This is a genomic window from Mesorhizobium sp. B2-4-2, from assembly GCF_006442845.1.
Classification (GTDB): Bacteria; Pseudomonadota; Alphaproteobacteria; order Rhizobiales; family Rhizobiaceae; genus Mesorhizobium.
The window spans coordinates 80,987-104,295 of sequence record NZ_VFVM01000016.1; the positions used below are offsets into that span (position 1 = coordinate 80,987).

Sequence of the window (23,309 nt, forward strand, 5' to 3'; positions counted from 1 at the left end):
ACGCTCCTCGAAAAATCAAAACCGTTGTGGACTGAAGGGGGCCACGTCGATCGGCGGAGTCTGCCCCAGGACAAGCTCGCGGATCAACCGTCCCGTCGCAGCAGCCTGGGTCAGGCCAAGATGGCCGTGGCCGAAAGCGTAGACCACCGGCCGGCTTCCCGATGCGCGGCCGACGACAGGCAATGAATCCGGCAGCGAGGGACGAAACCCCATCCATTCGCGTCCGCCCGAAGGATCGAGGCCCGGCAGGAAGTCTTGCGCCTTGCGCAGCAGCGCCTTCGAGCGCGCGTAGTTGGGCGGCCGCTCGATGCCGCCGAGCTCAACCGCGCCGCCGATGCGCAGGCCCGTGTCGAGCGGCGTGATCACGAAGCCTTGGCCGGAGAAGATCAGCATCCGCTTCACGTCGAAGGCGGCCTTTGGCAACGTCGTGTTGTAGCCGCGCTCGGTTTCGAGCGGAATGCGGTCGCCGAGCTGCCGCGCCAGCAGATGCGACCAGGCGCCGGCGGTGACGACCAGGTGCCGGGCTTGCCGCGTCGTGCCGTCGGCCAGGGTCAACGTCGCGCCGTTCCCGTCCGCGGCGACGCCGGCGATGCGGGCCTTCTCGAACCGCGCGCCCTTGGATTGCGCATAGTCCCAGATCGCCTTGCCTAGCAGTTTTGGATCGGCGATTGTCTTCCAGCCCGGCACGAACGTGCCTTTGCCGAAGCGCGGCGACAGGCCGGGCTGCAGCTCCGCCAGCTCCTCGCCGCCGACATGGCGGAAGCCGATGCCGAAGCGCTGGCGCGCCGCCCAGCCGGACAGCGAGGCCTGGAATTCGGCCTCGCTTTCGTAGAGTTCGAGCGAGCCATCCTCGCGCAGCATCCGCCTCGTGCCGGAGCGGTCGAGCAGGCCCATCCATTCGGCCTCGGCGAGCGCCATCATTGCGGCCTGCGCCACCAGGCCAGCCTCGTAGTGCTTCGCCGAGCCGGCACGCCAGAAGCGGATCAGCCAGGGCAGCAGCTTCGGCAGGTAGGCGGGCGGGATGGCGAGTGGGCCGAGCGGATCGGCCAGCCATTTCGGCAATTGCCGGAGCATGCCCTTGTGCGCCAGTGGCAGCACGTCGGAAAAGGCGAAGGCGGCGGCATTGCCGGAGCTCGTCTCCTCGCAGATGCCGGTGCGGTCGTAGACCGTGACGTTTCGCCCCGCCTCGGCAAGAAACGCCGCCGCGCAGATGCCGATGATGCCGCCGCCGACGATGGCGATATCTATTTCTTCTCCCTGTTCACGGGGAGAAGACGCCCGCAGGGCGGGGCGCCGCCGCGCTTCCATCGATTTGGAACTTCCTGTCACCTGGGCGCCGCCTCTCGGAAGAAAGCCTCAGAACGCCGGTAGTGTCGGCCGCACCGCCAGTGCGTCCTTGACGATCTTCTCGACCGCCTTGCGGCGCTCGCCCGACAGCGGCTGGCGCGGCATGCGGACGCGGTCGTTGGTTTGAATGGCGAACACCTCGGCAAGCTTGATGTTCTGCACCAGATAGGTCGAGACGTCGAGATCAAGCAGCGGCCGGAACCAGCGATAGATGGCGAGCGCCTCTTCGCGGCGGCCCCGCTGCATCAGCTGGTAGATCGCCACCGTCTCGCGCGGGAAGGCGGTGACGAGACCGGCCACCCAGCCGATGGCGCCCACCGACAGCGCCTCGAAAGCGAGATTGTCGACGCCGGTAAACAGGTCGTAGCGGCTGCCCAGGCGATTGATGATCTCGGTCGAGCGCCTGATGTCGTCGGAGGATTCCTTGATGGCGACGAAGCGCTCGTCCGACGCCAGCTCCTCCATCTGGTCGACGGTGACATCGACGCGGTAGGCGAGCCGGTTGGAATAGATCATGACCGGCAAGTCGCCGGCCTCCGCGACGGCGCGCAGCGCCGCCACCGTCTCTTCCGCATTGGTATGGTAGATCGGGCTGGGCACCACCATCAGGCCGTTGGCGCCTTCCTTGGCGGCGCGGCGGGCGATGCTGGCGGCCTCGCGTGTCCCGGCCTCGTTCACCGTCAGCAGCACCGGTTTCTTGCCAGCCACCTTCTGCGCGGTTTTCAGCACTTCAATCTTTTCGTCATGGGACAGCATCGGCCCTTCGCCGAGCGATCCGCAGACGATGATGCCGTCGCAGCCGGCCTCCATCTGCAAGCCGAAGCAGCGCTCCATCTCGGCATGGTCGAGGCGGTCGTCCGTGGTGAATTTAGTCGTGACGGCTGGGAAAACTCCGGTCCACATGGTCATCGCTCCTCTGATATATCAGCCGTATATCTATTAAGAAAGCCGCTGTCAACACGGATTCTCCTATGATATATGCAAAATATATCAGGAGACCGCCTTTGATATCCATGCAAATGAGCGCTGCGTTCGAGCCGGCTGCGACCAAGGCCTACCGCATGCTCGAGCATATGATTGTCACGCTCGAACTGGCGCCGGCGAGTTTCGTCACTGAAGGCGGCCTGATCGAGAAGCTGGCGCTCGGCCGTACGCCGGTGCGCGAGGCGATCCAGAGGCTGGCCTGGGAAGGACTGCTCGACGTGCGGCCGCGCGCAGGCATCGCCATCGCGCCGCTGCACCCCGGCGACTGGCTGCGCGTCCTCGACGCGCGCCGCGGCGTCGAGGTGGTGCTGGCCCGCTCCGCGGCGCGCTTCGTCACCCGCGACGCAGCCGACCTCTTCCACGATGCCGCGCTTGCCATGCAGAAGGCTGTCATCTCCGGCAACGTGCTTGCCTTCATCCAGGCCGACAAGACGCTGGACGAGGCGCTGGCGCGGGCTGCCGACAACCCGTTCGCGGCCAGGCTGGCTGCCCCGCTGCAGACCCATAGCCGCCGCTTCTGGTTCCGCTACAAGGCCGATACCGGCCTGGCGGAATCGGCCGAGCATCACGTCGCGCTGATCCGCTCGATTGTCGACGGTGACGAGGAAGCCGCCGCGAAGGATGCCAAGCGGCTGATGGCATTGCTGCGCGCCCATGCCGAGGCGGCCGCCACACGTTGAAGCATACCGCCCGACACCGACCTCGGTTCAGGACAGTGCATGCCCAAGACTACGCGTCGCCTGAACCGCTTCGACGCGATGAGGCTCAGGCTCCTGGCAAGGCCGCCTTGATCGTCGGGCTGTCCCAGCCCTCGCCGACGGACAGGATGCAACTCTGGCCCTTGGTGTCGGAGGCGAGGACGGTCCAACTGCCCTGTTCGGAAACGAACACCTCAAGCACCACGTTGGGATTGATCAGGCCACGCCCGGCCTCGCTTTCGTGGAAATTCTCGCCGAGCGCCTTGACGATGTCGGCGCGTGCCGCACATTGGCCGGCTGCATTCGCCGGCCCTATCGATAGCGCCGCCGCGGCGCATAGCAGCATGGACATAAGACGTTGTGCCATCGGACACCTCCTTGCGCCCGACGATGCGATGCTAACGGTCAGCCGTCGGCGCTCTGGTTGCCTGCCATGCCTCCTCCAGGGCAGGATCGTAGCTCTAAGTCCTGGCGCCCTCGCCGGTTCCATCACATTAGCGTTTGCAAAATAAACGGCCCGAGCCAGGGGACTCGGGCCGTAGATTTTTGGGTGGTCCTGCCGGCCCGCGCGGCCGCAGCCGAAGGCGAGGACGCGCAAGCGGACAAGCGTCCGGCTAGTTCATCGTCGGGATGACGAAATCGGCGCCGCCCTTGATGCCGGCCCGCGCGCCCGCAGCCGAAGGCGAGGACGCGCAAGCGGACAAGTGTCCGGCTAGTTCATCGTCGGGATGACGAAATCGGCCCCGTCCTTGATGCCGGCCCGCGCGCCCCGCAGCCGAAGGCGAGGACGCGCAAGCAGACAAGCGTCCGGCTAGTTCATCGTCGGGATGACGAAATCGGCTCCGTCCTTGATGCCGGACGGCCAGCGCGAGGTGACCGTCTTGGTCTTGGTGTAGAAGCGGAACGCGTCCGGACCGTGCTGGTTGAGGTCGCCGAAGGACGACGCCTTCCAGCCACCGAACGTGTAGTAGGCGATCGGCACCGGGATCGGCACGTTGACGCCGACCATGCCGACCTGAACCCTGGAAGCAAAGTCTCGCGCGGCGTCGCCGTCGCGCGTGTAGATGGCGACGCCATTGCCCATCTCGTGGTCATTGGCGAGCTTGATGGCGTTCTCGTAGGTCGGCGCGCGCACCACCGACAGCACCGGCCCGAAGATCTCTTCCTTGTAGATGCGCATGTCCGACGTGACGTTGTCGAACAGGCAGCCGCCCATATAGTAGCCGTTCTCGTAGCCCTGCATCTTGAAGCCGCGACCGTCGACGACCAGCTTGGCGCCTTCCTTGACGCCGATATCGACATAGCCCTTCACCCGCTCCAGCGCCTGAGCGGTGACCAGCGGGCCAAAATCGGCGGCGGAATCCGTCGAGGGGCCGACCTTCAGGCTTTCGACGCGCGGCACCAGTTTTTCCATCAGCCGGTTGGCGGTGTCGTTGCCGACCGGGACCGCCACCGAGATCGCCATGCAGCGCTCGCCGGCCGAGCCGTAGCCGGCGCCGATCAGTGCATCGACGGTCTGGTCCATGTCGGCGTCGGGCATGATGATCATGTGGTTCTTGGCGCCGCCGAAGCACTGCACGCGCTTGCCTGACGCAGTGCCGCGCGAATAGATGTAATGAGCGATCGGCGTCGAGCCGACGAAGCCGATAGCCTTGATATCGGGGTCGTCAAGGATGGCGTCGACGACTTCCTTGTCGCCGTTGACGACATTGAGGATACCGGCAGGCAGGCCCGCCTCGATGAACAGTTCGGCGATGCGGATCGGCACGCCCGGGTCGCGCTCGGAAGGCTTCAGGATGAAGGCGTTGCCGCAGGCGATCGCCGGCGCGATCTTCCACAGCGGGATCATCGCCGGAAAGTTGAACGGCGTGATGCCGGCGACGACGCCGAGCGGCTGGCGCATCGAATAGACGTCGATGCCGGGGCCGGCACCGTCGGTGAATTCGCCCTTCATCATGTGCGGCGCGCCGATGCAGACCTCGACCACTTCGAGGCCGCGCTGGATGTCGCCCCTGGCATCGGCGATGGTCTTGCCGTGCTCGCGCGCCAGGATGTCGGCCAGTTCGTCATAGTCGCGGGCGACCAGTTCAAGGAACTTCATAAGGACGCGCACGCGGCGCTGCGGGTTGGTCGCGGCCCATTTCGGCTGCGCCGCCTTGGCGTTCTCGACCGCCGCGCGCAGTTCCGCCTGCGAGGCCAGCGCCACCGTGCCGCGCACAGAGCCGTCCATCGGCTGCATCACGTCCTGCTTGCGACCGCTGGTGCCGGCGACACGCTTGCCGCCGATGAAATGACCGTATTCGATCATGATGTCTCTCCCTGGGTTTGTGATGGTGCATTGTCCGCCTTTGGCACGCCGATGGCAACGCGAGGGAGAACGCAACCGTTGTGCGGAAAATAGACACCGGTTGACGGGAGAGCATCAATTCTCGCAAATGGGAAGGATCACGAAGACGACGTTCACGGATTGATAGATTGAGTTCCTTCACGCCCCTCTGTCCTGCCGGACATCTCCCCTGCCTTCACCCTCCCCCTTGTGGGGAGGTCGGCGAGCGGTCGGAGCGGAGCGGAGATCGTTCGACGGGGTGGGGATCAAGCGCCGGCGTCGCCCCTACCCCGCTCCGCTACGCGGATCGACCTCCCACAAAGGGAGGGTAAAATGAACTGGGATGACGTCCGCATCTTTCTCGCCGTGGCGCGCGCCGGGCAAATCCTTGGCGCCGCCAGGCGGCTGGAACTCAACCACGCCACCGTCTCGCGCCGCATCGCCGCACTTGAAGACGCGCTGCGCACGAAACTCTTTCGCCGGCTGACCACCGGCAGCGAGCTGACGCCCGCCGGCGAGCGTTTCCTCGATATCGCCGAGCGCATGGAGGGCGACATGATCGCCGCCCGCTCGACAATATCAGGCGAAGGCGACGACGTTTCGGGCACGGTGCGGATCGGCGCGCCGGACGGGTTTGGCGTCGCGTTCCTCGCCCGGCGCCTCGGCGCACTGACCGCGCTGCACCGTGAATTGACGATTCAGCTCGTACCAGTGCCGCGCTCCTTCTCCCTGTCTCGCCGCGAGGCCGACATTGCCATCACCGTCGAGCGCCCGACCGAGGGCCGGCTGGTAGCGGGCAAGCTGGTCGACTACTCGCTCGGCCTGTTTGCCTCACGTGCCTATGCTGAAGCCCACGGCCTGCCCCAGACCGCTGCCGAGCTGGGACGGCACACATTGATCGGCTATGTGCCGGACCTCATCGTCAGCCCATCGCTCGACTACGCCGCCGAATTCAGCGCGGACTGGCGCACCAGCTTCGCCATTTCCTCCGCGCTCGGGCAGGCCGAAGCGGTTCGGTCGGGCGCCGGCATCGGCATCCTGCACACTTTCGTCGCCCGCTCGATGCCGGAACTGGTGGCCGTCGACGTGGTGGCGCCCATCCGCCGTGCCTACTGGCTGGTCTATCACGAATCGGTCAGGCCGCTGCGCCGCGTCCAGATCGTTGCCTCCTTCATCACAAAGGCGGTGGAGCGGGAGAGAAATCTTTTCGTCTGACGCATGTCGGCCATCGCAGCTTCTTCCACGACACGGAGAACGGCATGATGGTGCTCGACCCCGCCTTCTTCGCCAGATGACGAGTATCTCGCCCATTCCAATCGGTCGCCACCGAAGTGACCATCCGGTGGGCTTACCGGCTGCTGTTCGACGAGGGCTGGGTGAAACAGGCGTTCTGACGCGATATTCCCCGGCCGCGCCCGCCGATGGCGAGCGGGCGGCGTCTATTTCAGATAGCGCTCCTGCGCCAGCGCGCGGGCGTCGATATCGGGCACTTTGTTCGAGATGATGTCGGCCAGCACCTTGGCCGAGCCGCAGGCCATGGTCCAGCCGAGCGTTCCATGGCCGGTGTTGAGGTAGAGATTGGAAAGCTCCGTGCGCCCGATCAGCGGCGGCCCGTCCGGCGTCATCGGCCGCAGGCCGCACCAGAACGTCGCCTCCCGCATGGCGCCGGCTCCCGGGAACAGGTCGCCGACCGAGTGTTCGAGCGTGCGCCGTCGCGATTCGTGCAGCCGGAGGTCGAACCCGGAAATCTCGGCCGTGCCGCCGACGCGGATGCGGTCGCCGAGCCTCGTGATCGCGACCTTGTAGGTTTCGTCCATCACCGTCGACACCGGCGCGGCGGCGGCATCCTTGATCGGCACCGTGATCGAATAGCCCTTGACCGGATAGACCGGGATCGGCCGCTTCATCCGGCGCATGAAGTCCGACGAATAACTGCCCAGCGCCATCACATAGGCGTCGGCGGTCAGCCAGCCCTTGCTGGTGCTCATATTGTTGACGCGGTTGCGGCTGCGGATGACGCGCCATATCGTCGTGTCGTATTCGAACTTGACCCCGCGTGCCACGCAAAGCTCGGCCAGCCTGTCGGTGAACATCTTGCAGTCACCGGTCTCGTCGCCCGGCAGCCTCAGGCCGCCGACGAATTTTTCGCGCACCGCGGCCAGAGCCGGTTCCGCCGCGATGCAGCCGTCCTGGTCGAGGATTTCGTAGGGCACGCCATATCTCTTCAGCACCTCGACATCGCCTGATGTGCCGTCGAGCTGCTTTTGCGTGCGAAACAGCTGCAGCGTGCCCTGCGTCCGCTCGTCATAGGCTATGCCGGTTGCCTCGCGCAGCGCCTTCAGCGTGTCGCGGCTGTATTCGGCCAGCGGCACCATGCGCGATTTGTTGACCGCGTAGCGTTCGGCGGTGCAGTTGCGCAGCATTTTGACCAGCCACGTCCACATATGTGGATCGAAGGCCGGCCGCACCACCAGCGGACCATGCTTCATCAGCAGCCATTTGATCGCCTTGAGGGGGATACCGGGCCCGGCCCAAGGCGAGGCATAGCCGGGCGAAATCTCGCCGGCATTGGCGAAGCTGGTTTCCAGTCCCGGCCCTTTCTGGCGGTCGATCACGGTCACCTCGTGGCCAGCCTCGGCGAGATAATAGGCCGTGGTCACCCCGATCACGCCACTGCCCAGCACCATGATTTTCATTCATTCACTCCTTGCCGCGCCGAGCGTCCTCAGGACGCCCGTGGACGCGGCCGTATTTTCGATTTGCGCATGATCCCGAGCGAAAATCGATGTCGATCTTCGAGACCACGCGCCGTTGCCTATTCACGCCGCCGAGGGACCGGGGTCGTCTTCTTCTGTCTGCCGCATTCCGGCCGTCTCGCCAAGAGGCCGCCAATCGGCTGCGGCACTGTAGACGAGCCTGGGCCCGTGCGGTCGCCGCGCGTCAGCCTGGTCTTTCTGCTTGATCGTGCGCCGGGCAGCTTCAGGCTGGTAAAGCACGGCCTTGATCAGGATCGACTCCCGCCTGCCGTCGGCGTGTTCGACCGTTGCCGTCTGGCCTTGCGCCATGCCAAGCATGCAGAGCCCGCGCCTCGTTGCGACCGACAGGCTCGAGCCGACCGGCCCGCGCACCTCGTGCTGCACCAGGGTTCGCGTTTCGGCGGGACCGGCATCGACGCCGAACACCACCCTGCTGTTCAGCGTAACGATGTCGGGGCCGACCGAATCGATCGGCACGACATCGGCGCCTGAAAGCTTGTGTTCGAGCATGCGCACGATCGGATCCGCGAACGCCCGTCGGCGCTCCAGCATGACTTCGAGAACGGCGAAGTCCTTCGTCGTCAGGCAACAATTCGTGCTCGTCATCACCGCCTCGCCATCAAGCTCGTTGCGGGCCGGAAGCCGGCGCATCGACGGCCTCGACGGTCACTGACAGTTCCCGACCGCCACGACCGTTCCAGCAAACCGCCTGCCCAACACTCGCGCCAATGAGCGCGGTTCCCATCGGCGTCAGCACCGAGATGCGGTTCTCGGCTATGTCGGCCTCACCCGGGTAGACCAGCATGATGCGCTGGGCGTCGCCGCTTTCGCCGCGCACGATCACCGTCGAACCCATTCGCACCACACCGGCCGGCATCGCCGCCGCGTTCGTGACGACGGCCCTGTCCATTTCCGAAAGCAGCTCCTCGGCCGTCTCGGGCGCGCGATCGAGCAAAGCCCTGGCCAAGCCCGTCAGCCTGTCATGGTCGGCGTCGCTGATCAGAAGATGGCTGTTTGGACGCAGTTCTTTCGCGTGTTGCATGGCAAACCTCATGGACCGGCGCATCGAGCGGATGCGCGCCTGCCGGCGCGCTGGCGGCGGCGTGATGAAAGGCCGGCAGCCGCGAAGGGCTGTTCGGCTTGATGGCGATTGTGGATGTATGGATGCCCCGGTACGGACGGACGCCGGAAGGCGGCCGCGCCGGGGCTACGATCCCGCGATCGGGCAGACCCTGAAGAAGGTTTTGATATAAGCGAGCTTGCTCATGTGCCAAAGCTTGCCGAATGGCGCCCGCTTGTCAAGCGCGGCCAAACCGCTCAACCGCCCAGATAGCGCCGGTGAAAACGCGTTCCGAGGCTGGCCAGGATTTCATACCCGATGGTGCCGGCATGGTCGGCAGCATCGTCGACGCTCTGTGAGGGCCCTAGCAACTCCACCAGGTCGCCCTCTCCGAGCCGGCCGGGCGGCAAGGCGGAAATGTCGAGAATGATCGAATCCATCGACACGCGCCCGAGGAAAGGCAGGCGCACCGCCTCGAACCATGCGGCCGAAGCGGAGCGGCGCAGCCAGCCGTCCGCATAGCCGAATGAAATCGTCGCCAGGCTGAGCGGGCCCTGCGCATGGTAGCTGTGGCCATAGCCGACGCCAGTGCCCTTTTGGACACTGCGCGTCTGCGCCACCTTGGCCTGCAGCCCGACCACGGGCAGCATCGGGTTGGCTTGGCCAGGCGTCGGGTTGATGCCGTAGAGGGCGGCACCGGGCCGGGCGAGATCGCAATGATAAAGCGGGCCTAGAAAGATGCCGGAGGAGTTGGCAAGCGAGGCCGGCGCCACGGGTAGCATGGCACGCAACCGCTCGAATGCCAGCCTCTGCTGTTCATTGGCCGGGTGGCGCGGTTCATCGGCGCAGGCCAGGTGGCTCATCACATATCTGACGTCGATGCCATCGAAAGCGCCGACGTCCCCGGCCACCGCCTCGACCTCGGCTGGCGCCATTCCAAGCCGCGACATGCCGCTGTCGACCTGGACGGCAGCCGGGAGCCGGCGCCCGGCGCGGTGTGCCGCTGCGCGCCAGGCTTGCAACTGTGCGCCACTGTTGATGACGGCGCACAAGCCAGCCGCCACCGCTTCCGGCTCGGAACCCGGCGGCAGCCCGTTCAGCACGTAGATGTCCGGTCCGGCCCCCACCGCCTTGCGCAGCGCGATGCCTTCGGACAGCAGCGCGACGAAGAAGATGTCGCAGCCTTCCTTCATCAGCGCCGATGCCACTTGCGCGGCGCCGAGACCGTAGCCGTCGGCCTTGACCACGCCCGCGCAGCGCACGCCGCCCAGCCGCGCCTTCAGCCGCCGGTAATTTTCGCGGATCGCGCCAAGGTCGATGGTGAGGATGGCCCCGGCAGCAGCCTCGCTTGTGGCGTCGGCTTCCTCGGGCAGCGATCTTTTGGGGGCGTCGTGCATGGCGGCCCTTCTTGTGGCGGATGGACATCAATAAGGCGGTCGAACCGGCGCGGCAACCGCGGGCGTTTGAACCGCGGCCGCGGCCCGTCCGGCTATGGCACAAGGTGACGGAACGCCGTCACCACGTCTTCATAGACCTTGCGCTTGAACGGCACGATCAGGTCGGGCAGCTCCTGCATCGGCCGCCACGACCATTTGTCGAATTCGGCGGTGTGGCCGCCGGGCGGCGGATTGATCTGGATCTCGCTGGTATCGCCATGGAAGCGGAAGGCGAACCATCGCTGCGTCTGACCCCGATAGCGCCCCTTGAAGGCGACGCCGACGAGGTGGTCCGGCAGATCATAGTTGATCCAGTCCGGCGCCTCGGCGAGCAGCGAGACGCTGCGCATGCCGGTCTCCTCATAGAGCTCCCGCTCCGCCGCCTGCAGCGGCTCCTCGCCCTTGTCGATGCCGCCTTGCGGCATCTGCCAGAGCTGCGTGGTGCCGGCGAATTCGCTGTCCGGCTCGGCGATACGATGGCCGACCCAGACCAGGCCCTCGGCGTTGAGGATCATCAGCCCGACACAGGGACGGTAGGGCAGCGTCTCGCGGTCGACCTTCTTCGTCTTCGGCATCATTCAGTCTTTCAAGCTGTTTCCCGGTGGCTAGCCCTTTTGCGGATCGATCGCCACCGCTGAAATCGGCACGATCTCGATGCCGCGTTTCTTGGCCTCGGCCGCCCATGACGACACCGTGTCGACCGTCAGGTCGAAAGCGGAGCCGATGCCGACCGCAGTGCCCTTGGCACGGGCGGTCGCCTCCAGGCTGTCCAGTTTCTTCAGGATGGCGCCGCGATCCTGCACGGCGTCGATCGCCGTGTCGCCGGCGACGAAGGGCACGCCGTCCTTCAGCGCCAGATCCGGCGCCAGGCTGCGCGCCGACGAGCCGTCGTCGATATAGGCGAGCCCGCGCTTGCCGAGCTCGGCCATGAAGGGTTCCATTGCCGCCGGGTCGGCGGAAAACCGCGCGCCCATATAGTTCATGACACCGGTATAGTTCGTCGTCCGCGACAGTGCCCAGCGCAGGTTCTTCAGGTTCTCTTCCGCGCTCGCCGCCACCGTCAGCGTGTTGCGCCCAGGGTTGACATTGGGATAGTCGAACGGTTCGAGCGGCACCTGCATGACGATCTCGTGGCCGCTCTGCCGGGCGGCCTGCATCCAGCGGCCGATGCTGTTGCCTTGCGGCGCGAACGCCAGCGTCACTTCCGCCGGCAGCTTGGCGATGGCCGCCTGGGTGCCGGTCTGTGAGACCGCGAGCCCGCCGATGACGATCGCCACGCGGGCGCCGCGCGCGCCTGACCACGGCCGCGCATAGACATCGAAGGGCCGCCGGCCGTCTGCGGCGCGTACCGGCAAGGGGCCGGCATCGCTGGCCTCGATCAGCGCCCTGTCGGGAATATGCGCGATCTTCAGGTTTTGGCCGATGGTCGACGGATCGCGGATGACGATTGCCGCCTTGGGCGGACCATCGCCTTCCTCTGTCTGCACATGGATGATCTGCGGGCCTCCAGCCTTGGCCGGCATTTCCGCCTTTGGCGTCGTGACCGGCGCTAGAGCGGACGGCGCAGCGGTCGGCTCCGGCACCACTTTCGGCGTCGAAACCGCGACTTCCTGCGGCTTGCGAAACGGCTTGTCCCTGAGCGCGATCGCGCCGGAGACGCCGACAACGGCCAGCACGACGAACGCAGCCACGAGCGCACCCACGCTGACCTTGCCGGCGGCGCGCGGCGGACGGACAGTCAGTCCGAGCGGTCGTTCGATGTCCTTGCCGATATCAGCCAAGCCCTGTCCCCGTCCGCATGGCTTCGAACATGGAACCTTTCGAAGAGACATGCGCGAATTCTTCAACCCCGGCGCACCCCTGGCGCCCTGTATCGAGGGATTCGCGTTACCCCCGAATCAAACTGCCGGAACCTTTCGGTCCCGGCAGCATCGCATTGCTTCCATCGGGCGGCCAGACCCGTTGTTGGCCGCCACCTGTTACTGGTTGAGGACAGCCTTCTGCGGATTGGGCGGGAAGGACGGATCGGTCTTCTGGCCGCGCAGAAGCTGCTCGGCATAGATGAGCTGGAGGTCGTTCTTCGGATCCGGCGGCACATAGGCTGCCGAGCCCGAACCGGTCGAGCTCTCGTCGGCACCCTTGATGTGGCCCTTGAGGTCGGATTCGCCGCGCGTCAGGTCCCTGCCCTGCAGTTCCGGCGGCAGCGGCTGGTCGACCTTGATGTCGGGCGTGATGCCCTTGCCCTGGATCGACTTGCCGGACGGCGTGTAATAGAGCGCCGTCGTCAGCCTGAGCGCGCCGTTCTCGCCAAGCGGGATGATGGTCTGCACCGAACCCTTGCCGAAGGACTGCGTTCCGACCACCGTGGCGCGGCGTAGGTCCTGCAGCGCGCCGGCGACGATTTCGGACGCGCTCGCCGATCCGCCATTGACCAGCACGATCAGCGGCTTGCCGCCGATATCGTCGACCTGCTTGGACTTGGCGTCGAAGCGGGTAACGTCCTTCGGATCGCGGCCCCGCGTCGAAACGATCTCGCCACGGTTGAGGAAGGCATCCGATACGCTCACCGCCTGATCGAGCAGACCGCCGGGATTGAGGCGCAGATCGAGCACATAGCCCTTGAGCTTGTCGTTCGGCACCTGCTTCTTGATGGTGTCGATGGCATTCTCGAGGTCGTCATAGGTCTTTTCGGTGAAGGAGGTGATCTTCATGTAGCCGATGTCGTTCTCGACCCGAAACTTGACCGCCTTGACCTTGATGATGTCGCGCACGACCGTCAGCTCGATCGGCTTGTCGGCGCCCTGGCGCAGGATGGTGAGCTTGATCGGCGTGTTGACCAGGCCGCGCATCTTGTCGACCGCGTCGTTCAGGGTCAGGCCGCGAACCTCCTCGCCATCGATCTTGGCGATGTAATCGCCTGCCAGCACGCCCGCCTTGGCGGCCGGCGTATCGTCGATCGGCGTGATCACCTTGACCAGGTCGTTCTCCATGGTGACCTCGATGCCGAGGCCGCCGAATTCACCCTTGGTCTGCACGCGCATGTCCTGCGCCTGCTCGGCGTTCATGTACGAGGAGTGCGGGTCGAGCGAGGCAAGCATGCCGTTGATGGCGTTCTCGACCAGCGATTTGTCGTCGGGCGGTGTCACATACTGCGCCCGCACCCGCTCGAAGATATCGCCGAAGATCGCCAGTTGCTTGTAGGTCTCCGACCCCGCAGCGTTCGCTGCCGAGCCGGGCGCGCCATAGACCAGGCTCATGGCGGACGCGCCCATCAGCGCACCGGCAAACAGAAGCGACAGTTTCCGCATCATTTCACGTCCTTCCAGAAAAACGGTCCGCCCACCATGGGGTCGGATCGACGGGTTTTCCATCCTTGCGGAACTCGACATAGAGCTCCGGCGTGGCATTTCCATTCTTCGAAGCCGAGGTGCTTGCCACCCGGGCCTCTCCCATCGCACCGACCGGCTCTCCTGCGAGCACTGATTGGCCGGTTGCGACGCTGATTCTGCTCATCCCCGCCAGGACGACATGATAACCGTCGCCGGCATTCAGGATCAAGAGTTGACCGTAGGAGCGAAACGGCCCCGCATAAAGCACATTCCCATCCGCCGGTGCGGTGACGATGGCGCCCGATTGTGTCGCAACCATGTCCCCAAGCATCACCGCGCCGTTACCGTCTTCGGCGCCGAACCGGCGTTTGATGCGGCCGATGACCGGCAGCGCGATCTGTCCTTGCAGCGCCGAGAAGGGTGCCGCAGCGGCAAGCCGGTTGGCCTCGGGAACCGGCAGCGACGCCGTCATATCGCCGCCCGCCTTATCCCTGCCCGCCTTGTCGCCGCCCGCCTTGTCGCCGCCGGCTTGGCCGGCCTCCGCGGCCTTTGCGGCATCCGCGGCCTTGCGGTTGCGTTCGGCCTGGGCTTCGAGCGAGGCGATCAATTCCTTCAGGCTGCTGGCCTTGGCCGCGAGCTCCTCGGAATGCTGTCGCTCGGCCGACAACTGCGCCTGCGTGTCGGCTTCGAGCTTCTGCTTGGCTTCCAGCAGCATGCCGAGCCGCTTCTTTTCCGCAGTCTGCTCGCCGACTGCCGCCGTCAGCCGTGCCCGCTCGGCCTCGATCGAGGCCGTCACTCTTGTCTGCTCCTTGAGGTCGGCCAGGAGCCTGTCGGTCTGCTGGCGCAATTCAGGCACCACGGCGCCAAGCAAGATGGCGCTGCGCACCGACGACAGCGCGTCCTCCGGCTTGACCAGGATCGCCGGCGGCGGGTTCAGCCCCATGCGCTGCAATGCGCCCAGCACCTCCGCCAGCACGTCGCGCCGCGCCATCAGCGAGGCGCGGATCTTCTGCTGCTGGGTCTTCAGCCCCTCCAGCTTGGCGCCGATGTCCTCGATGTCCTGCCCAAGCTTTTGCTCGGTCATTGCCGACTGGATCAGCGCGGCGGTGATCGAGGCGTGGTCCTTCTTGACTGCGGCGATGTCGGCGGCCAGCTTGGCCAGCCGCTCGGACGACAGGCTTATCTCCTTGGAGATCTGTTCGTATTCGGCGCGGCTCTGGTCCGGATCGGGGGCCGTGTCGAGCGTGTTCTCGGCCCACGCGGCATTGAGCGACAGGATGACCACCGCCGCCGCGATGCCGCAGCGCGCGCGCCAGGAGCCCGCTGTCGATGAGCCCGTCGTCGATTTCCAGCCTTCAGCCATGCGGGATGGACTCTATCTGCGGCTTCGTTAACGAACCATCAACCATATTAATGCGCATCGCCCAAAACTGTGCAGCGGTTTCGCACACCGGTGAGCAAAATAGGGAAAGCCGGCCCGAAGCGGTGATCTTGCGCGGCATTGGGGCGGAATTCGGTGCGATGCGACCTTCAGGCTCTGTGATAGGGGTGGCCGGACAGGATCGTCGAGACCCTGTAGAGCTGCTCTGCCAGCATCACCCGCACCAATTGGTGCGGCCATGTCAGCGCACCGAAAGACATCACCAGCTCGGCCTGGGCGCGCAACGATGGATCGTGGCCGTCGGCGCCGCCTATGGCCAGCGCCAGCGCCTTGCGGCCGGCGTCGCGCAATTGGCCGATGCGGCCGGCGAAATCTTCCGAGGACAGGTTCTTGCCGCGCTCGTCGAGCAGGATCAGCGCCGAGCCGGGCTGCAACTGCGCCTGCAGCCTTGCGCCTTCATCGCGCCGGCGTTCATCGGCGTTCTGGGCGCGGCCTTCGGCGATCTCGGCGATGCCGGAGAATTCGAGGCCGACAGCCGGGCCGCTCTTGGAGAAACGCTCGAAATAGCGGTCGGCGAGTTCTCTCTCGGGGCCGCTTTTCATCCGGCCCACGGCATGAACGGTAATCTTCATCCTCGCCTCAGAGGGCCGCCGATGCGTGTCGCCCGCAAATCGTCATTGGGCCTGGAACCACGGCACGCATCCAACCAACCGGCTCAGTGCAAGGTCTCTTCCTCGAGGTCCGGCGCCTGCCACATCTTTTCGAGATTGTAGAATTCGCGGACTTCGGGGCGGAAGACATGGACGATGATGTCGCCTGAATCGATCAGGACCCAGTCGGCGCCGGACAGCCCCTCGACGCGCGCCGTGCCGAGGCCGGCATCCTTCAACGCCTTGAGGAGATGATCGGCAACAGCCGAGACATGACGGTGCGATCGGCCCGACGCGACGACCATGTAGTCGCCGAGGCTCGATTTTCCCTGGATGTCGATTGAGACTATGTTTTCGGCCTTGGAGTCTTCCAGACTGGCAAGGACTGTCTTGATGGCGCGGGACACGGCGTCGTTTACGCTGATCCCGGCCGGCGAAGGCACGATGTCGGCCTTCTTCCGCAGTGCTGTTCTCAGTGTATTTCCTTTCGCAGCAAGAACAACCAAATCACCCCTGAAAGCGGGTGACACCGCTTAGATAGGCAGAGTTCCGTTGCAGTTTCAAGACGGAGCCCCGCTTCCATGCGAACTCATTGAGGCTCCGCTTGTTCCGCGCGACACGCAAAAGATCGGAACCCAGGCGTTCCGCAGGGGTTATCGGCTGATTGATCAACCGGAATCCCATTATGCCGATCGACCCGCAAAATGCCCTCCTGACCGTGCAGGCGGGGCTCTCTCAGCTCAGCGCGCTCATTGTCTCCTATTCCCTTTCGGCGGTCGGCGCCGTCATCCTTCTGGTTGTCGGCTACATCGTCGCCGGCTTTGCCGAGCGTTCGATTTTTGCCGGCCTGGGCCACATCCATGGCTTTGACCAGACGCTGCGGCACTTCTTTTCCAAGATCGTCCGCTATGCCATCCTCGTCCTGGTCGTCATCATGGTGCTCGGCCAGTTCGGCGTGCAGACGGCCTCGATCATCGCCGCGATCGGCGCCATCGGCCTGGCCATCGGCCTGGCGCTGCAAGGCACGCTGCAGAACATTGCCGCCGGGATCATGCTTTTGGCATTGCGGCCGTTCCGCATCGGCGAATCCGTCGAAGTCGGGTCCATTGCCGGCTCGATCGAGGAAATCGGCCTTTTCGCCACCAAGCTCCGGAGCGCCGAAGGCGTCTACATCCTGGCGCCCAACTCGACGCTGTGGAACCAGCCGGTGCGCAATTTTTCGCGCAACGGCGTGCGGCGTGGCGACATCACCCTCTCGATCGGCTCCTGGAACGACATCGACCGCGCCCAGAAGACGCTGCTTGCGATCGCCGCCGCCGAGCGCCGCATCAGGCGTGAGCCGGCGCCGACCGCCTTTGTCGCGGCATTGGGCGAAAGCACCGTCTCGATCACCTTGCGTTACTGGACATCATCGGCGGATTTCTTCGCCACCCAGGCCGATCTCACCAAGCGGGCCAAGCAGGAATTCGACCGCGAACGCATATCGATCCCGCTGCCGCCACCGCAGGCTCCGGCCCCGGAAACCCGCCGGCAATAGTCAATCGCTCCCGTGCCGGTGCTGTTCGTCCGGCGCGAAGGCCAGTTCCACCGGCAGTGGCGCTTGCGCCGTCATCGGCGCGAAGCTGCCGGTTTCGGTTGCCGGCACCGGCCGCGTGGTGAACACGCGCAAAAGCACGAACAGGCAGAAGACGCAGGCGATGACCACTGTTACATAGATGAAGGCCTGCGTGCCGAAGACGGCCGACAACGCGGTCACGATGCCCGGCACGATGAAGCCGGACAGCGACCAGGCAAATAACAGCGAACTCGACAGCGCCACCATGTCGTCCTTGCCGGCGCGGTCGGCGGCGTGGGCACTGGCCAACGAGTAGATCGATTCCGAGGCGCCGTCCCACATCACATAAATCACCAGCAGCACCGCCAGCGTACCGCCGTCGAAGCCGAGCGCAAACATCCCTGCCGCCGCGGCGATCGCGGATGCCGCGACCAGCACATAGCGGCGATCGGTGCGGTCGGAAATCCAGCCGAGCGGAACCTGCAGGATCAGCGTGCCGAGCGGCATCACCGAAAGCAGCAGCGCCACGTCGGCCTGGCTGTACCCCTTCGCGGTGGCGTGGATCGGCGCGAAGCCGGAAATCGACATCGACAGGCCGCCGACCGCCAGCATGCCGGCGACGCCGACCGGCGAAATCCGCCAGGCCCGGCGCAGCGCCACCGATGCCGCCTGAGGCGCCGGCGGCTGGGCCAGCCGGGTCATCCCGACGGGCAGGATGGATAGCGCGGTGAAGGCTATGCCGATCAGCGATGCATCCGCCGTCCTGATGTCGACCAGCGCCAGCGTCGCATAGCCGATGCCGAGCCCGCCGACATAGGCGACGTAGAAGACGGCCATTACCCTGCCGCGTATGGCATTGGCCACGGCATCGTTGAGCCAGCTCTGCGCGACGATGAAAAGCCCGCATATTGCAAAGCCGTAGAGCGCGCGCGCCGCGATCCACAACAGGGGGTGCGGCCCGGCGCCGATTGCGGCATTCGACAGCGCGATCAGCGCCGACAGCACCATGAAGGCGCGGGCATGGCCAACCCTGCGCACCAGCGGTCCGGTCAGGATGCAGCCGGCGAGACCACCCGCCGACAGACCGGTGACGATCAGACCGGCCCAGGTCGGATCGAAGCCTTCCACGCCTAGCCGGACAGGAATGTAGGCGAACATCAGCCCGTTGCCGATGGCGATCAGCGCCATCGACACCACGACGCTGGCAATCGCGATCAGCGGCGTGGGCGTGTCGCCGTGCCTCGGTTCCGTTTCGGTTTGGCTTTTCACGAGAGTGGTCATATCAGCGCAAGATCATCCATTCGATGACGAAAGGCCGCCGCAAAAGCGACATTGCCGGACTTGCCTTCCTCCTTGCGAAGAAAGGGCGCTGTGCCGATCAGCCCTTCGCCTGCTCGCGGATAGCCGTCGACGACAGCGACGAGCGCGGGCCGTGGATGAAGGTCCACGCGGGCGCCTTCATGCGGGCGAGCCTTGGCGCATCGCCTTCGTCGATGCGGGCATAGTCGAAGGTCTTGGCCACGACCGACGACAGGAACGACAGCGTCGCGCCCGGACGATCGATGACCGCGATCGGGAAGGTCATGACGATTTCGCGCCAGCGCTGCCAGCGGTGGAAATCGCGCAAGCTGTCGGCGCCCATGATCCAGACGAAGTCGACGCCGGGATTGCGCGCCTTGACCAGCGCCAGCGCGTCGGCGGTGTAGCGCACATGATGCGCCGCTTCGAAGGCGGTGACCTTGATCTTCGGGTTCTTGGCGATCTTCTCGGACAGGCACAGCCGTTCGGCCAGCGGCGCCAGCTCGTGCGTGTTCTTCAGCGGATTGCCCGGGGTGACCATCCACCACAACTGATCGAGCGCCAGCCGCCTGAGCGCGATCTCGGCGACCAGCGCGTGGCCGGCATGCGGCGGATTGAACGAGCCGCCGAACAGGCCGACGGCAAGGCCTTTGCCGGCATGCGGCATTTTGAGGTAGCTGGACGAGATAGGTTGCTCAGGCAGGGAAAGCATTCGCTAGGCACCCCCCTCTGTCCTGCCGGACATCTCCCCCGCAAGGGGGGAGATTAGCAGCTTCGGTGAAGGCACAAATCTTGGAGCATTGAAGATCGGCGAAACCAAAAATGTCAGCCGATCTCCCCCCTTGCGGGGGAGATGTCCGGCAGGACAGAGGGGGGTGGCTGGGCGCAAGCTTCAGGCCCTTTGGACGAAAAGCGTCAAGGCCTCACCTGTCCCGAGCCGCGCACGCGGTATTTGAACGAGGTCAGTTGCTCGACGCCAACGGGCCCGCGCGCGTGCATCTTGCCGGTGGCGATGCCGATCTCGGCGCCCATGCCGAACTCGCCGCCATCGGCGAACTGCGTTGAGGCATTGTGCAGCAGGATCGCCGAGTCGATCTCGTTGAAGAACCGTTCCACCGCCTGCGCGTCCTCGGCGACGATCGCCTCGGTGTGATGGGAGGAGAAAGTCTCGATATGCTCGATTGCGCCAGCGACACCGTCGACCAGCTTCACCGCGATGACGGCGTCGAGATATTCGGTGACCCAGTCGGCATCGGTCGCCGGCTTGGCGTCGAAGAACAGCTTCAGCACCTCGGCATCGGCATGGATCTCGCAGCCGGCGGCGCGCAAGGCGTCGAGGATCGGCACCAGGTGGGTGGAGGCAACCGCACGGTCGACCAGCAGCGTTTCGGCCGCGCCGCAGACACCGGTGCGCCGCATCTTGGCGTTGACGGCGATGCCGACTGCCCTGTCGAGCTTGGCCGAGCGGTCGACATAGAGATGGCAGATGCCTTCGAGATGCGCGAAGACCGGCACCCGGGCCTCGGTCTGCACCCGCTCGACCAGGCTCTTGCCGCCGCGCGGGATGATGACGTCGAGATTGCCGCCGAGGCCTTTCAGCATTTCGCCGACGGCGGCGCGGTCGGCGGTCGGCACAAGCTGGATGGCGTCCTGCGGCAGGCCGGCTGCCTTCAAGCCGTCGACCAGGCAAGCGTGGATCACCGACGACGAGTTCAGCGAATCCGAGCCGCCGCGCAGGATCACCGGGTTGCCGGCCTTGAGGCAGAGCGCGCCGGCATCCGCCGTGACGTTCGGCCGGCTCTCGTAGATGACGCCGATGACGCCGAGCGGCGTGCGCACGCGTTCGATCCTGAGGCCGTTCGGCCGCTCCCAACTGGCGATCACGTCACCGACCGGATCGCCGAGTTCGGCAATTTCGCGAATGCCTTCGGCCATGGCGCGGATGCGGGCGGGATTGAGTTTCAGCCGGTCCATGGAGGACGCCGAGAGGCCGGCTTCATGCCCGTTCGCGATGTCGTTGGCGTTGGCGTCGAGTATGGCTCGCTCGCGGGCGATGATCGCCTGCGCCATGGCGGCAAGTGCCGCGTTCTTGGCGGCTGTCGTGGCGATGGCCAGCGGTCGTGCGGCGGCGCGGGCACGGCGGCCGAGGTCGGCCATGGTCGCCACTGTATCGTTCCGGGATTTTTCATGCAGCTTCAGCATGGCTCATCCTCCGCTCGTTACTTGGTCGCCCGCGAGGCTGACCACAAGGTCGTCGCGGTGGATCATCGCCGAACGCGCCTCGTAGCCGAGCACGGTCTCGATTTCGGTTGTCTTCAGGCCTGCGATCCTTACGGCATCCGCGGCATCATAGGCAACCAGCCCGCGGGCGATCTCGCGACCCTCGGGCGACAGGATCGCCACCGTATCGCCGCGCGAGAAATTGCCGCTGACCAGCTTCACACCGGCCGGCAGCAGCGACTTGCCCGATGTCAGCGCCCCGACGGCGCCGGCATCGACGGTGAGCCTTCCCGCCGGTTCGAGCTGGCCGGCGATCCAGCTCTTGTAGCCTTTCACCGGGTTGGCGCTCGGCCGGAAGAAGGTGGCGCGCTCGCCGCGCTCGATCGCCATCAGCGGCGAAAGCCGCGTGCCAGAGGTAATGATCATGGCGGTGCCGGCCGCGGTGGCGATCTTGCCGGCGTCGAGCTTCGTGCGCATGCCGCCGCGCGACAGTTCGGAAGCCGCGGCACCCGCCATCGCTTCGATCTCAGGCGTGATGCGATCGACCACCGCGACGAATTTGGCCTCCGGGTCACGCGCCGGCGGCGCGGTGTAGAGACCGTCTATATCCGAGAGCAGCACCAAAAGGTCGGCGCCCATCATCGTCGCCACCCGCGCGGCCAGCCGGTCATTGTCGCCATAGCGGATCTCGGAGGTCGCCACGGTGTCGTTCTCGTTGATGACCGGCACCGCCTTCATCTTCAAGAGCGTCGAGATCGTCGCCCGGGCGTTGAGGTAGCGGCGGCGCTCCTCGGTGTCGCCAAGCGTGAGCAGGATCTGGCCCGATTTCAACCCGCCCTTGCCGAGCGCATCCGACCAGGCGCCGGCCAGCGCGATCTGGCCGACGGCTGCGGCCGCCTGGCTCTCCTCGAGCTTCAGCGCCCTTTTTCCCAGGTCAAGAATGGTACGGCCAAGCGCGATGGCGCCCGACGAGACGACCAGGATTTCCGCGCCGCCTTGAGCCAGCACGGCGATGTCGTCGGCCAGCGAGGCCAGCCAGTCGCGCTTCAGCCCGGCCGTGCGGTCGACCAGAAGCGCCGAGCCGATCTTGACGGTGATGCGCCGGTATTTCTTCAGCGACTGCACGGTCATGCTATTTTTCCCAGCGCGTGTCGACCGGCGCCGCGATCGCGTCGCGCGCTTCGGCCACCACCGCCATCAGCGCGCGCAGCACCGCTTCGACCCCTTCGCCGGTGACCGCCGACAGAAGCATCGGCGCACGGCCGGCGGCGCGCTTCAGCGAGGCGATCTTTTTCTTGCGCTCATCCGCATCGAGCGTATCGACCTGTGAAAGGGCCAATATCTCGGCCTTGTCGGTCAGGCCGTGGCCATAGGCTTCGAGTTCGGCGCGCACGGTCTTGTAGGCCTTGCCGGGGTTCTCCTCCTGCGCCGACACCAGGTGCAGCAGCACGCGCGTGCGCTCGACATGGCCAAGGAAGCGATCGCCGATGCCGACGCCCTCATGCGCGCCTTCGATGAGGCCGGGAATGTCGGCGATGACGAATTCGCGCGCATCGATGCGTGCCACCCCCAGGCCGGGATGCAGCGTGGTGAAGGGATAGTCGGCGATCTTCGGCTTGGCGGCGGTGACGGAGGCGAGAAAGGTCGATTTGCCGGCATTGGGCAGCCCGACCAGCCCGGCATCGGCGATCAGCTTCAGCCTGAGCCAGATGTTGAGCTCCTCGCCGGGCTGACCCGGATTGGCGCGGCGCGGCGCCTGGTTGGTCGAGGTCTTGAAGTGCTGGTTGCCGAAGCCGCCATTGCCGCCCTTGGCCAGCAGGAAGCGCTGGCCGACCACGGTGAGGTCGCAGATCAGCGTCTCGTTGTCCTCTTCGAACACCTGCGTTCCAGCCGGCACTTTCAGCGTGACGTCGGCGCCCTTGGCGCCGGTCATGTTGCGGCCCATGCCATGAGTGCCGGTCTTGGCCTTGAAATGCTGCTGGTAGCGGTAGTCGATCAGCGTGTTCAGCCCGTCGACCGCTTCCAGCCAGACGTCGCCGCCGCGGCCGCCATCGCCGCCGTCCGGTCCGCCGAACTCGATGAACTTCTCGCGCCGGAACGACACGGAACCCGCGCCCCCGTCGCCGGAGCGGACATAGACCTTGGCTTGATCGAGAAATTTCATCGGACAGCAGTTTCTTTATTGGCCTTGCGGCATTGCTCTAAACCTTGCGCCTTGCTCTAAACCAAGGCGCGGCGAAGGGCGAGGCCGTTTTGTGACAGTGGCCG

At 65.6% G+C, this 23,309-nt stretch carries 22 protein-coding genes; 3 read left to right on the forward strand and 19 right to left on the reverse strand.

The window, feature by feature from the left end:
* Positions 1–15 precede the first annotated feature (15 nt).
* Both FJ942_RS26175 and FJ942_RS26180 read right to left on the reverse strand, forming a co-directional pair.
* Positions 16–1,329 carry an FAD-binding oxidoreductase gene (locus FJ942_RS26175; protein ID WP_224681120.1) on the reverse strand — a complete coding sequence of 438 codons (1,314 nt, stop codon included), beginning with the start codon at positions 1,327–1,329 and terminating at the stop codon, positions 16–18.
* A 27-nt stretch (positions 1,330–1,356) separates the two neighbouring features.
* Positions 1,357–2,250 carry a dihydrodipicolinate synthase family protein gene (locus FJ942_RS26180; protein WP_140517527.1) on the reverse strand — a complete coding sequence of 298 codons (894 nt, stop codon included), beginning with the start codon at positions 2,248–2,250 and terminating at the stop codon, positions 1,357–1,359.
* A gap of 116 nt (positions 2,251–2,366) precedes the next feature.
* Between FJ942_RS26180 and FJ942_RS26185 the strand changes: the two genes are divergently transcribed.
* A complete protein-coding gene (locus FJ942_RS26185; protein WP_224518934.1) occupies positions 2,367–3,011 on the forward strand; it encodes a GntR family transcriptional regulator in 645 nt (214 codons plus the stop codon).
* 85 nt (positions 3,012–3,096) lie between these two features.
* Here FJ942_RS26185 and FJ942_RS26190 read toward each other — a convergent pair whose 3' ends face one another.
* Entirely contained in the window at positions 3,097–3,396 is a 300-nt protein-coding gene (locus FJ942_RS26190) for a hypothetical protein (protein WP_140517526.1), read from the reverse strand.
* A 444-nt stretch (positions 3,397–3,840) separates the two neighbouring features.
* Positions 3,841–5,337 carry a CoA-acylating methylmalonate-semialdehyde dehydrogenase gene (locus FJ942_RS26195; RefSeq protein WP_140493051.1) on the reverse strand — a complete coding sequence of 499 codons (1,497 nt, stop codon included), beginning with the start codon at positions 5,335–5,337 and terminating at the stop codon, positions 3,841–3,843.
* A 351-nt stretch (positions 5,338–5,688) separates the two neighbouring features.
* Here FJ942_RS26195 and FJ942_RS26200 point away from each other — a divergent pair, with 351 nt between their 5' ends.
* Positions 5,689–6,570: a LysR family transcriptional regulator gene (locus FJ942_RS26200; protein ID WP_140517524.1), complete on the forward strand. Its 882-nt coding sequence runs from the start codon at positions 5,689–5,691 to the stop codon at positions 6,568–6,570.
* Positions 6,571–6,794: 224 nt separating this feature from the next.
* On the opposite strand, the gene FJ942_RS26205 is transcribed toward FJ942_RS26200, so the two are convergent.
* The 10 genes from FJ942_RS26205 to rsfS all read right to left on the reverse strand — a co-directional run bounded on the left by FJ942_RS26205 (position 6,795) and on the right by rsfS (position 16,410).
* Positions 6,795–8,051, reverse strand: a complete 1,257-nt coding sequence (locus FJ942_RS26205) for a D-amino acid dehydrogenase (RefSeq protein WP_140493047.1) — start codon at positions 8,049–8,051, stop codon at positions 6,795–6,797.
* A gap of 123 nt (positions 8,052–8,174) precedes the next feature.
* The gene (locus tag FJ942_RS26210) at positions 8,175–8,762 is read right to left on the reverse strand and encodes a nucleoside-diphosphate kinase (RefSeq protein ID WP_224646535.1); all 588 of its coding nucleotides are present in this window, start codon (positions 8,760–8,762) and stop codon (positions 8,175–8,177) included.
* The gene (gene rnk, locus FJ942_RS26215; RefSeq protein ID WP_140493045.1) at positions 8,731–9,153 is read right to left on the reverse strand and encodes a nucleoside diphosphate kinase regulator; all 423 of its coding nucleotides are present in this window, start codon (positions 9,151–9,153) and stop codon (positions 8,731–8,733) included. Before rnk ends, FJ942_RS26210 begins: the two co-directional genes overlap by 32 nt.
* A gap of 275 nt (positions 9,154–9,428) precedes the next feature.
* Positions 9,429–10,568: an alanine racemase gene (gene alr / locus FJ942_RS26220; protein WP_140899409.1), complete on the reverse strand. Its 1,140-nt coding sequence runs from the start codon at positions 10,566–10,568 to the stop codon at positions 9,429–9,431.
* Between the two features lie 92 nt (positions 10,569–10,660).
* Entirely contained in the window at positions 10,661–11,182 is a 522-nt protein-coding gene (locus tag FJ942_RS26225) for an RNA pyrophosphohydrolase (RefSeq protein WP_140493512.1), read from the reverse strand.
* A gap of 30 nt (positions 11,183–11,212) precedes the next feature.
* Entirely contained in the window at positions 11,213–12,388 is a 1,176-nt protein-coding gene (locus tag FJ942_RS26230) for a divergent polysaccharide deacetylase family protein (protein WP_140662833.1), read from the reverse strand.
* A 198-nt stretch (positions 12,389–12,586) separates the two neighbouring features.
* Positions 12,587–13,918: a S41 family peptidase gene (locus FJ942_RS26235; protein WP_181165202.1), complete on the reverse strand. Its 1,332-nt coding sequence runs from the start codon at positions 13,916–13,918 to the stop codon at positions 12,587–12,589.
* Between the two features lies 1 nt (position 13,919).
* Positions 13,920–15,299, reverse strand: coding sequence for a murein hydrolase activator EnvC (locus tag FJ942_RS26240; RefSeq protein ID WP_140554893.1), 1,380 nt, complete (start codon positions 15,297–15,299; stop codon positions 13,920–13,922).
* Positions 15,300–15,466: 167 nt separating this feature from the next.
* Positions 15,467–15,949 (reverse strand): 23S rRNA (pseudouridine(1915)-N(3))-methyltransferase RlmH, encoded by a 483-nt coding sequence (rlmH, locus tag FJ942_RS26245; RefSeq protein ID WP_140525017.1) that lies wholly within the window; start codon positions 15,947–15,949, stop codon positions 15,467–15,469.
* Positions 15,950–16,032: 83 nt separating this feature from the next.
* Complete coding sequence (rsfS, locus tag FJ942_RS26250) at positions 16,033–16,410, reverse strand: ribosome silencing factor (RefSeq protein WP_135902362.1); 378 nt, start codon at positions 16,408–16,410, stop codon at positions 16,033–16,035.
* A 242-nt stretch (positions 16,411–16,652) separates the two neighbouring features.
* On the opposite strand from rsfS, the gene FJ942_RS26255 reads away from it, so the two are divergent.
* Positions 16,653–17,504 (forward strand): mechanosensitive ion channel domain-containing protein, encoded by an 852-nt coding sequence (locus FJ942_RS26255; protein ID WP_140560770.1) that lies wholly within the window; start codon positions 16,653–16,655, stop codon positions 17,502–17,504.
* On the opposite strand, the gene FJ942_RS26260 is transcribed toward FJ942_RS26255, so the two are convergent.
* From FJ942_RS26260 to obgE, 5 genes are all read right to left on the reverse strand, one after another.
* Positions 17,505–18,803, reverse strand: coding sequence for an MFS transporter (locus FJ942_RS26260; protein WP_140560769.1), 1,299 nt, complete (start codon positions 18,801–18,803; stop codon positions 17,505–17,507). It lies immediately after the preceding gene.
* Between the two features lie 97 nt (positions 18,804–18,900).
* Positions 18,901–19,488, reverse strand: a complete 588-nt coding sequence (locus FJ942_RS26265) for a nicotinate-nucleotide adenylyltransferase (RefSeq protein ID WP_140560819.1) — start codon at positions 19,486–19,488, stop codon at positions 18,901–18,903.
* A 248-nt stretch (positions 19,489–19,736) separates the two neighbouring features.
* On the reverse strand, positions 19,737–21,023 hold the full coding sequence (locus tag FJ942_RS26275; protein WP_140899411.1) for a glutamate-5-semialdehyde dehydrogenase: 1,287 nt from the start codon (positions 21,021–21,023) through the stop codon (positions 19,737–19,739).
* A gap of 3 nt (positions 21,024–21,026) precedes the next feature.
* Positions 21,027–22,166, reverse strand: a complete 1,140-nt coding sequence (gene proB, locus FJ942_RS26280; protein WP_140566918.1) for a glutamate 5-kinase — start codon at positions 22,164–22,166, stop codon at positions 21,027–21,029.
* Positions 22,167–22,173: 7 nt separating this feature from the next.
* On the reverse strand, positions 22,174–23,205 hold the full coding sequence (gene obgE / locus FJ942_RS26285; RefSeq protein WP_140566777.1) for a GTPase ObgE: 1,032 nt from the start codon (positions 23,203–23,205) through the stop codon (positions 22,174–22,176).
* Positions 23,206–23,309: the final 104 nt, after the last annotated feature.

Excerpts from the sequence above, each read along its gene's own strand:
- obgE (WP_140566777.1), bottom strand. The coding sequence starts at position 23,205 with ATGAAATTTCTCGATCAAGCCAAGGTCTATGTCCGCTCCGGCGACGGG.
- FJ942_RS26255 (WP_140560770.1), top strand. The coding sequence starts at position 16,653 with ATGCCGATCGACCCGCAAAATGCCCTCCTGACCGTGCAGGCGGGGCTC.
- FJ942_RS26265 (WP_140560819.1), bottom strand. The coding sequence starts at position 19,488 with ATGCCGCATGCCGGCAAAGGCCTTGCCGTCGGCCTGTTCGGCGGCTCG.
- FJ942_RS26205 (WP_140493047.1), bottom strand. The coding sequence starts at position 8,051 with ATGAAAATCATGGTGCTGGGCAGTGGCGTGATCGGGGTGACCACGGCC.
- FJ942_RS26240 (WP_140554893.1), bottom strand. The coding sequence starts at position 15,299 with ATGGCTGAAGGCTGGAAATCGACGACGGGCTCATCGACAGCGGGCTCC.
- FJ942_RS26225 (WP_140493512.1), bottom strand. The coding sequence starts at position 11,182 with ATGCCGAAGACGAAGAAGGTCGACCGCGAGACGCTGCCCTACCGTCCC.
- rnk (WP_140493045.1), bottom strand. The coding sequence starts at position 9,153 with ATGCAACACGCGAAAGAACTGCGTCCAAACAGCCATCTTCTGATCAGC.
- FJ942_RS26260 (WP_140560769.1), bottom strand. The coding sequence starts at position 18,803 with ATGACCACTCTCGTGAAAAGCCAAACCGAAACGGAACCGAGGCACGGC.
- alr (WP_140899409.1), bottom strand. The coding sequence starts at position 10,568 with ATGCACGACGCCCCCAAAAGATCGCTGCCCGAGGAAGCCGACGCCACA.
- FJ942_RS26210 (WP_224646535.1), bottom strand. The coding sequence starts at position 8,762 with ATGCGCCGGCTTCCGGCCCGCAACGAGCTTGATGGCGAGGCGGTGATG.
- FJ942_RS26190 (WP_140517526.1), bottom strand. The coding sequence starts at position 3,396 with ATGGCACAACGTCTTATGTCCATGCTGCTATGCGCCGCGGCGGCGCTA.
- FJ942_RS26200 (WP_140517524.1), top strand. The coding sequence starts at position 5,689 with ATGAACTGGGATGACGTCCGCATCTTTCTCGCCGTGGCGCGCGCCGGG.
- FJ942_RS26180 (WP_140517527.1), bottom strand. The coding sequence starts at position 2,250 with ATGTGGACCGGAGTTTTCCCAGCCGTCACGACTAAATTCACCACGGAC.
- FJ942_RS26185 (WP_224518934.1), top strand. The coding sequence starts at position 2,367 with ATGAGCGCTGCGTTCGAGCCGGCTGCGACCAAGGCCTACCGCATGCTC.
- rlmH (WP_140525017.1), bottom strand. The coding sequence starts at position 15,949 with ATGAAGATTACCGTTCATGCCGTGGGCCGGATGAAAAGCGGCCCCGAG.
- FJ942_RS26195 (WP_140493051.1), bottom strand. The coding sequence starts at position 5,337 with ATGATCGAATACGGTCATTTCATCGGCGGCAAGCGTGTCGCCGGCACC.
- FJ942_RS26235 (WP_181165202.1), bottom strand. The coding sequence starts at position 13,918 with ATGATGCGGAAACTGTCGCTTCTGTTTGCCGGTGCGCTGATGGGCGCG.
- FJ942_RS26275 (WP_140899411.1), bottom strand. The coding sequence starts at position 21,023 with ATGCTGAAGCTGCATGAAAAATCCCGGAACGATACAGTGGCGACCATG.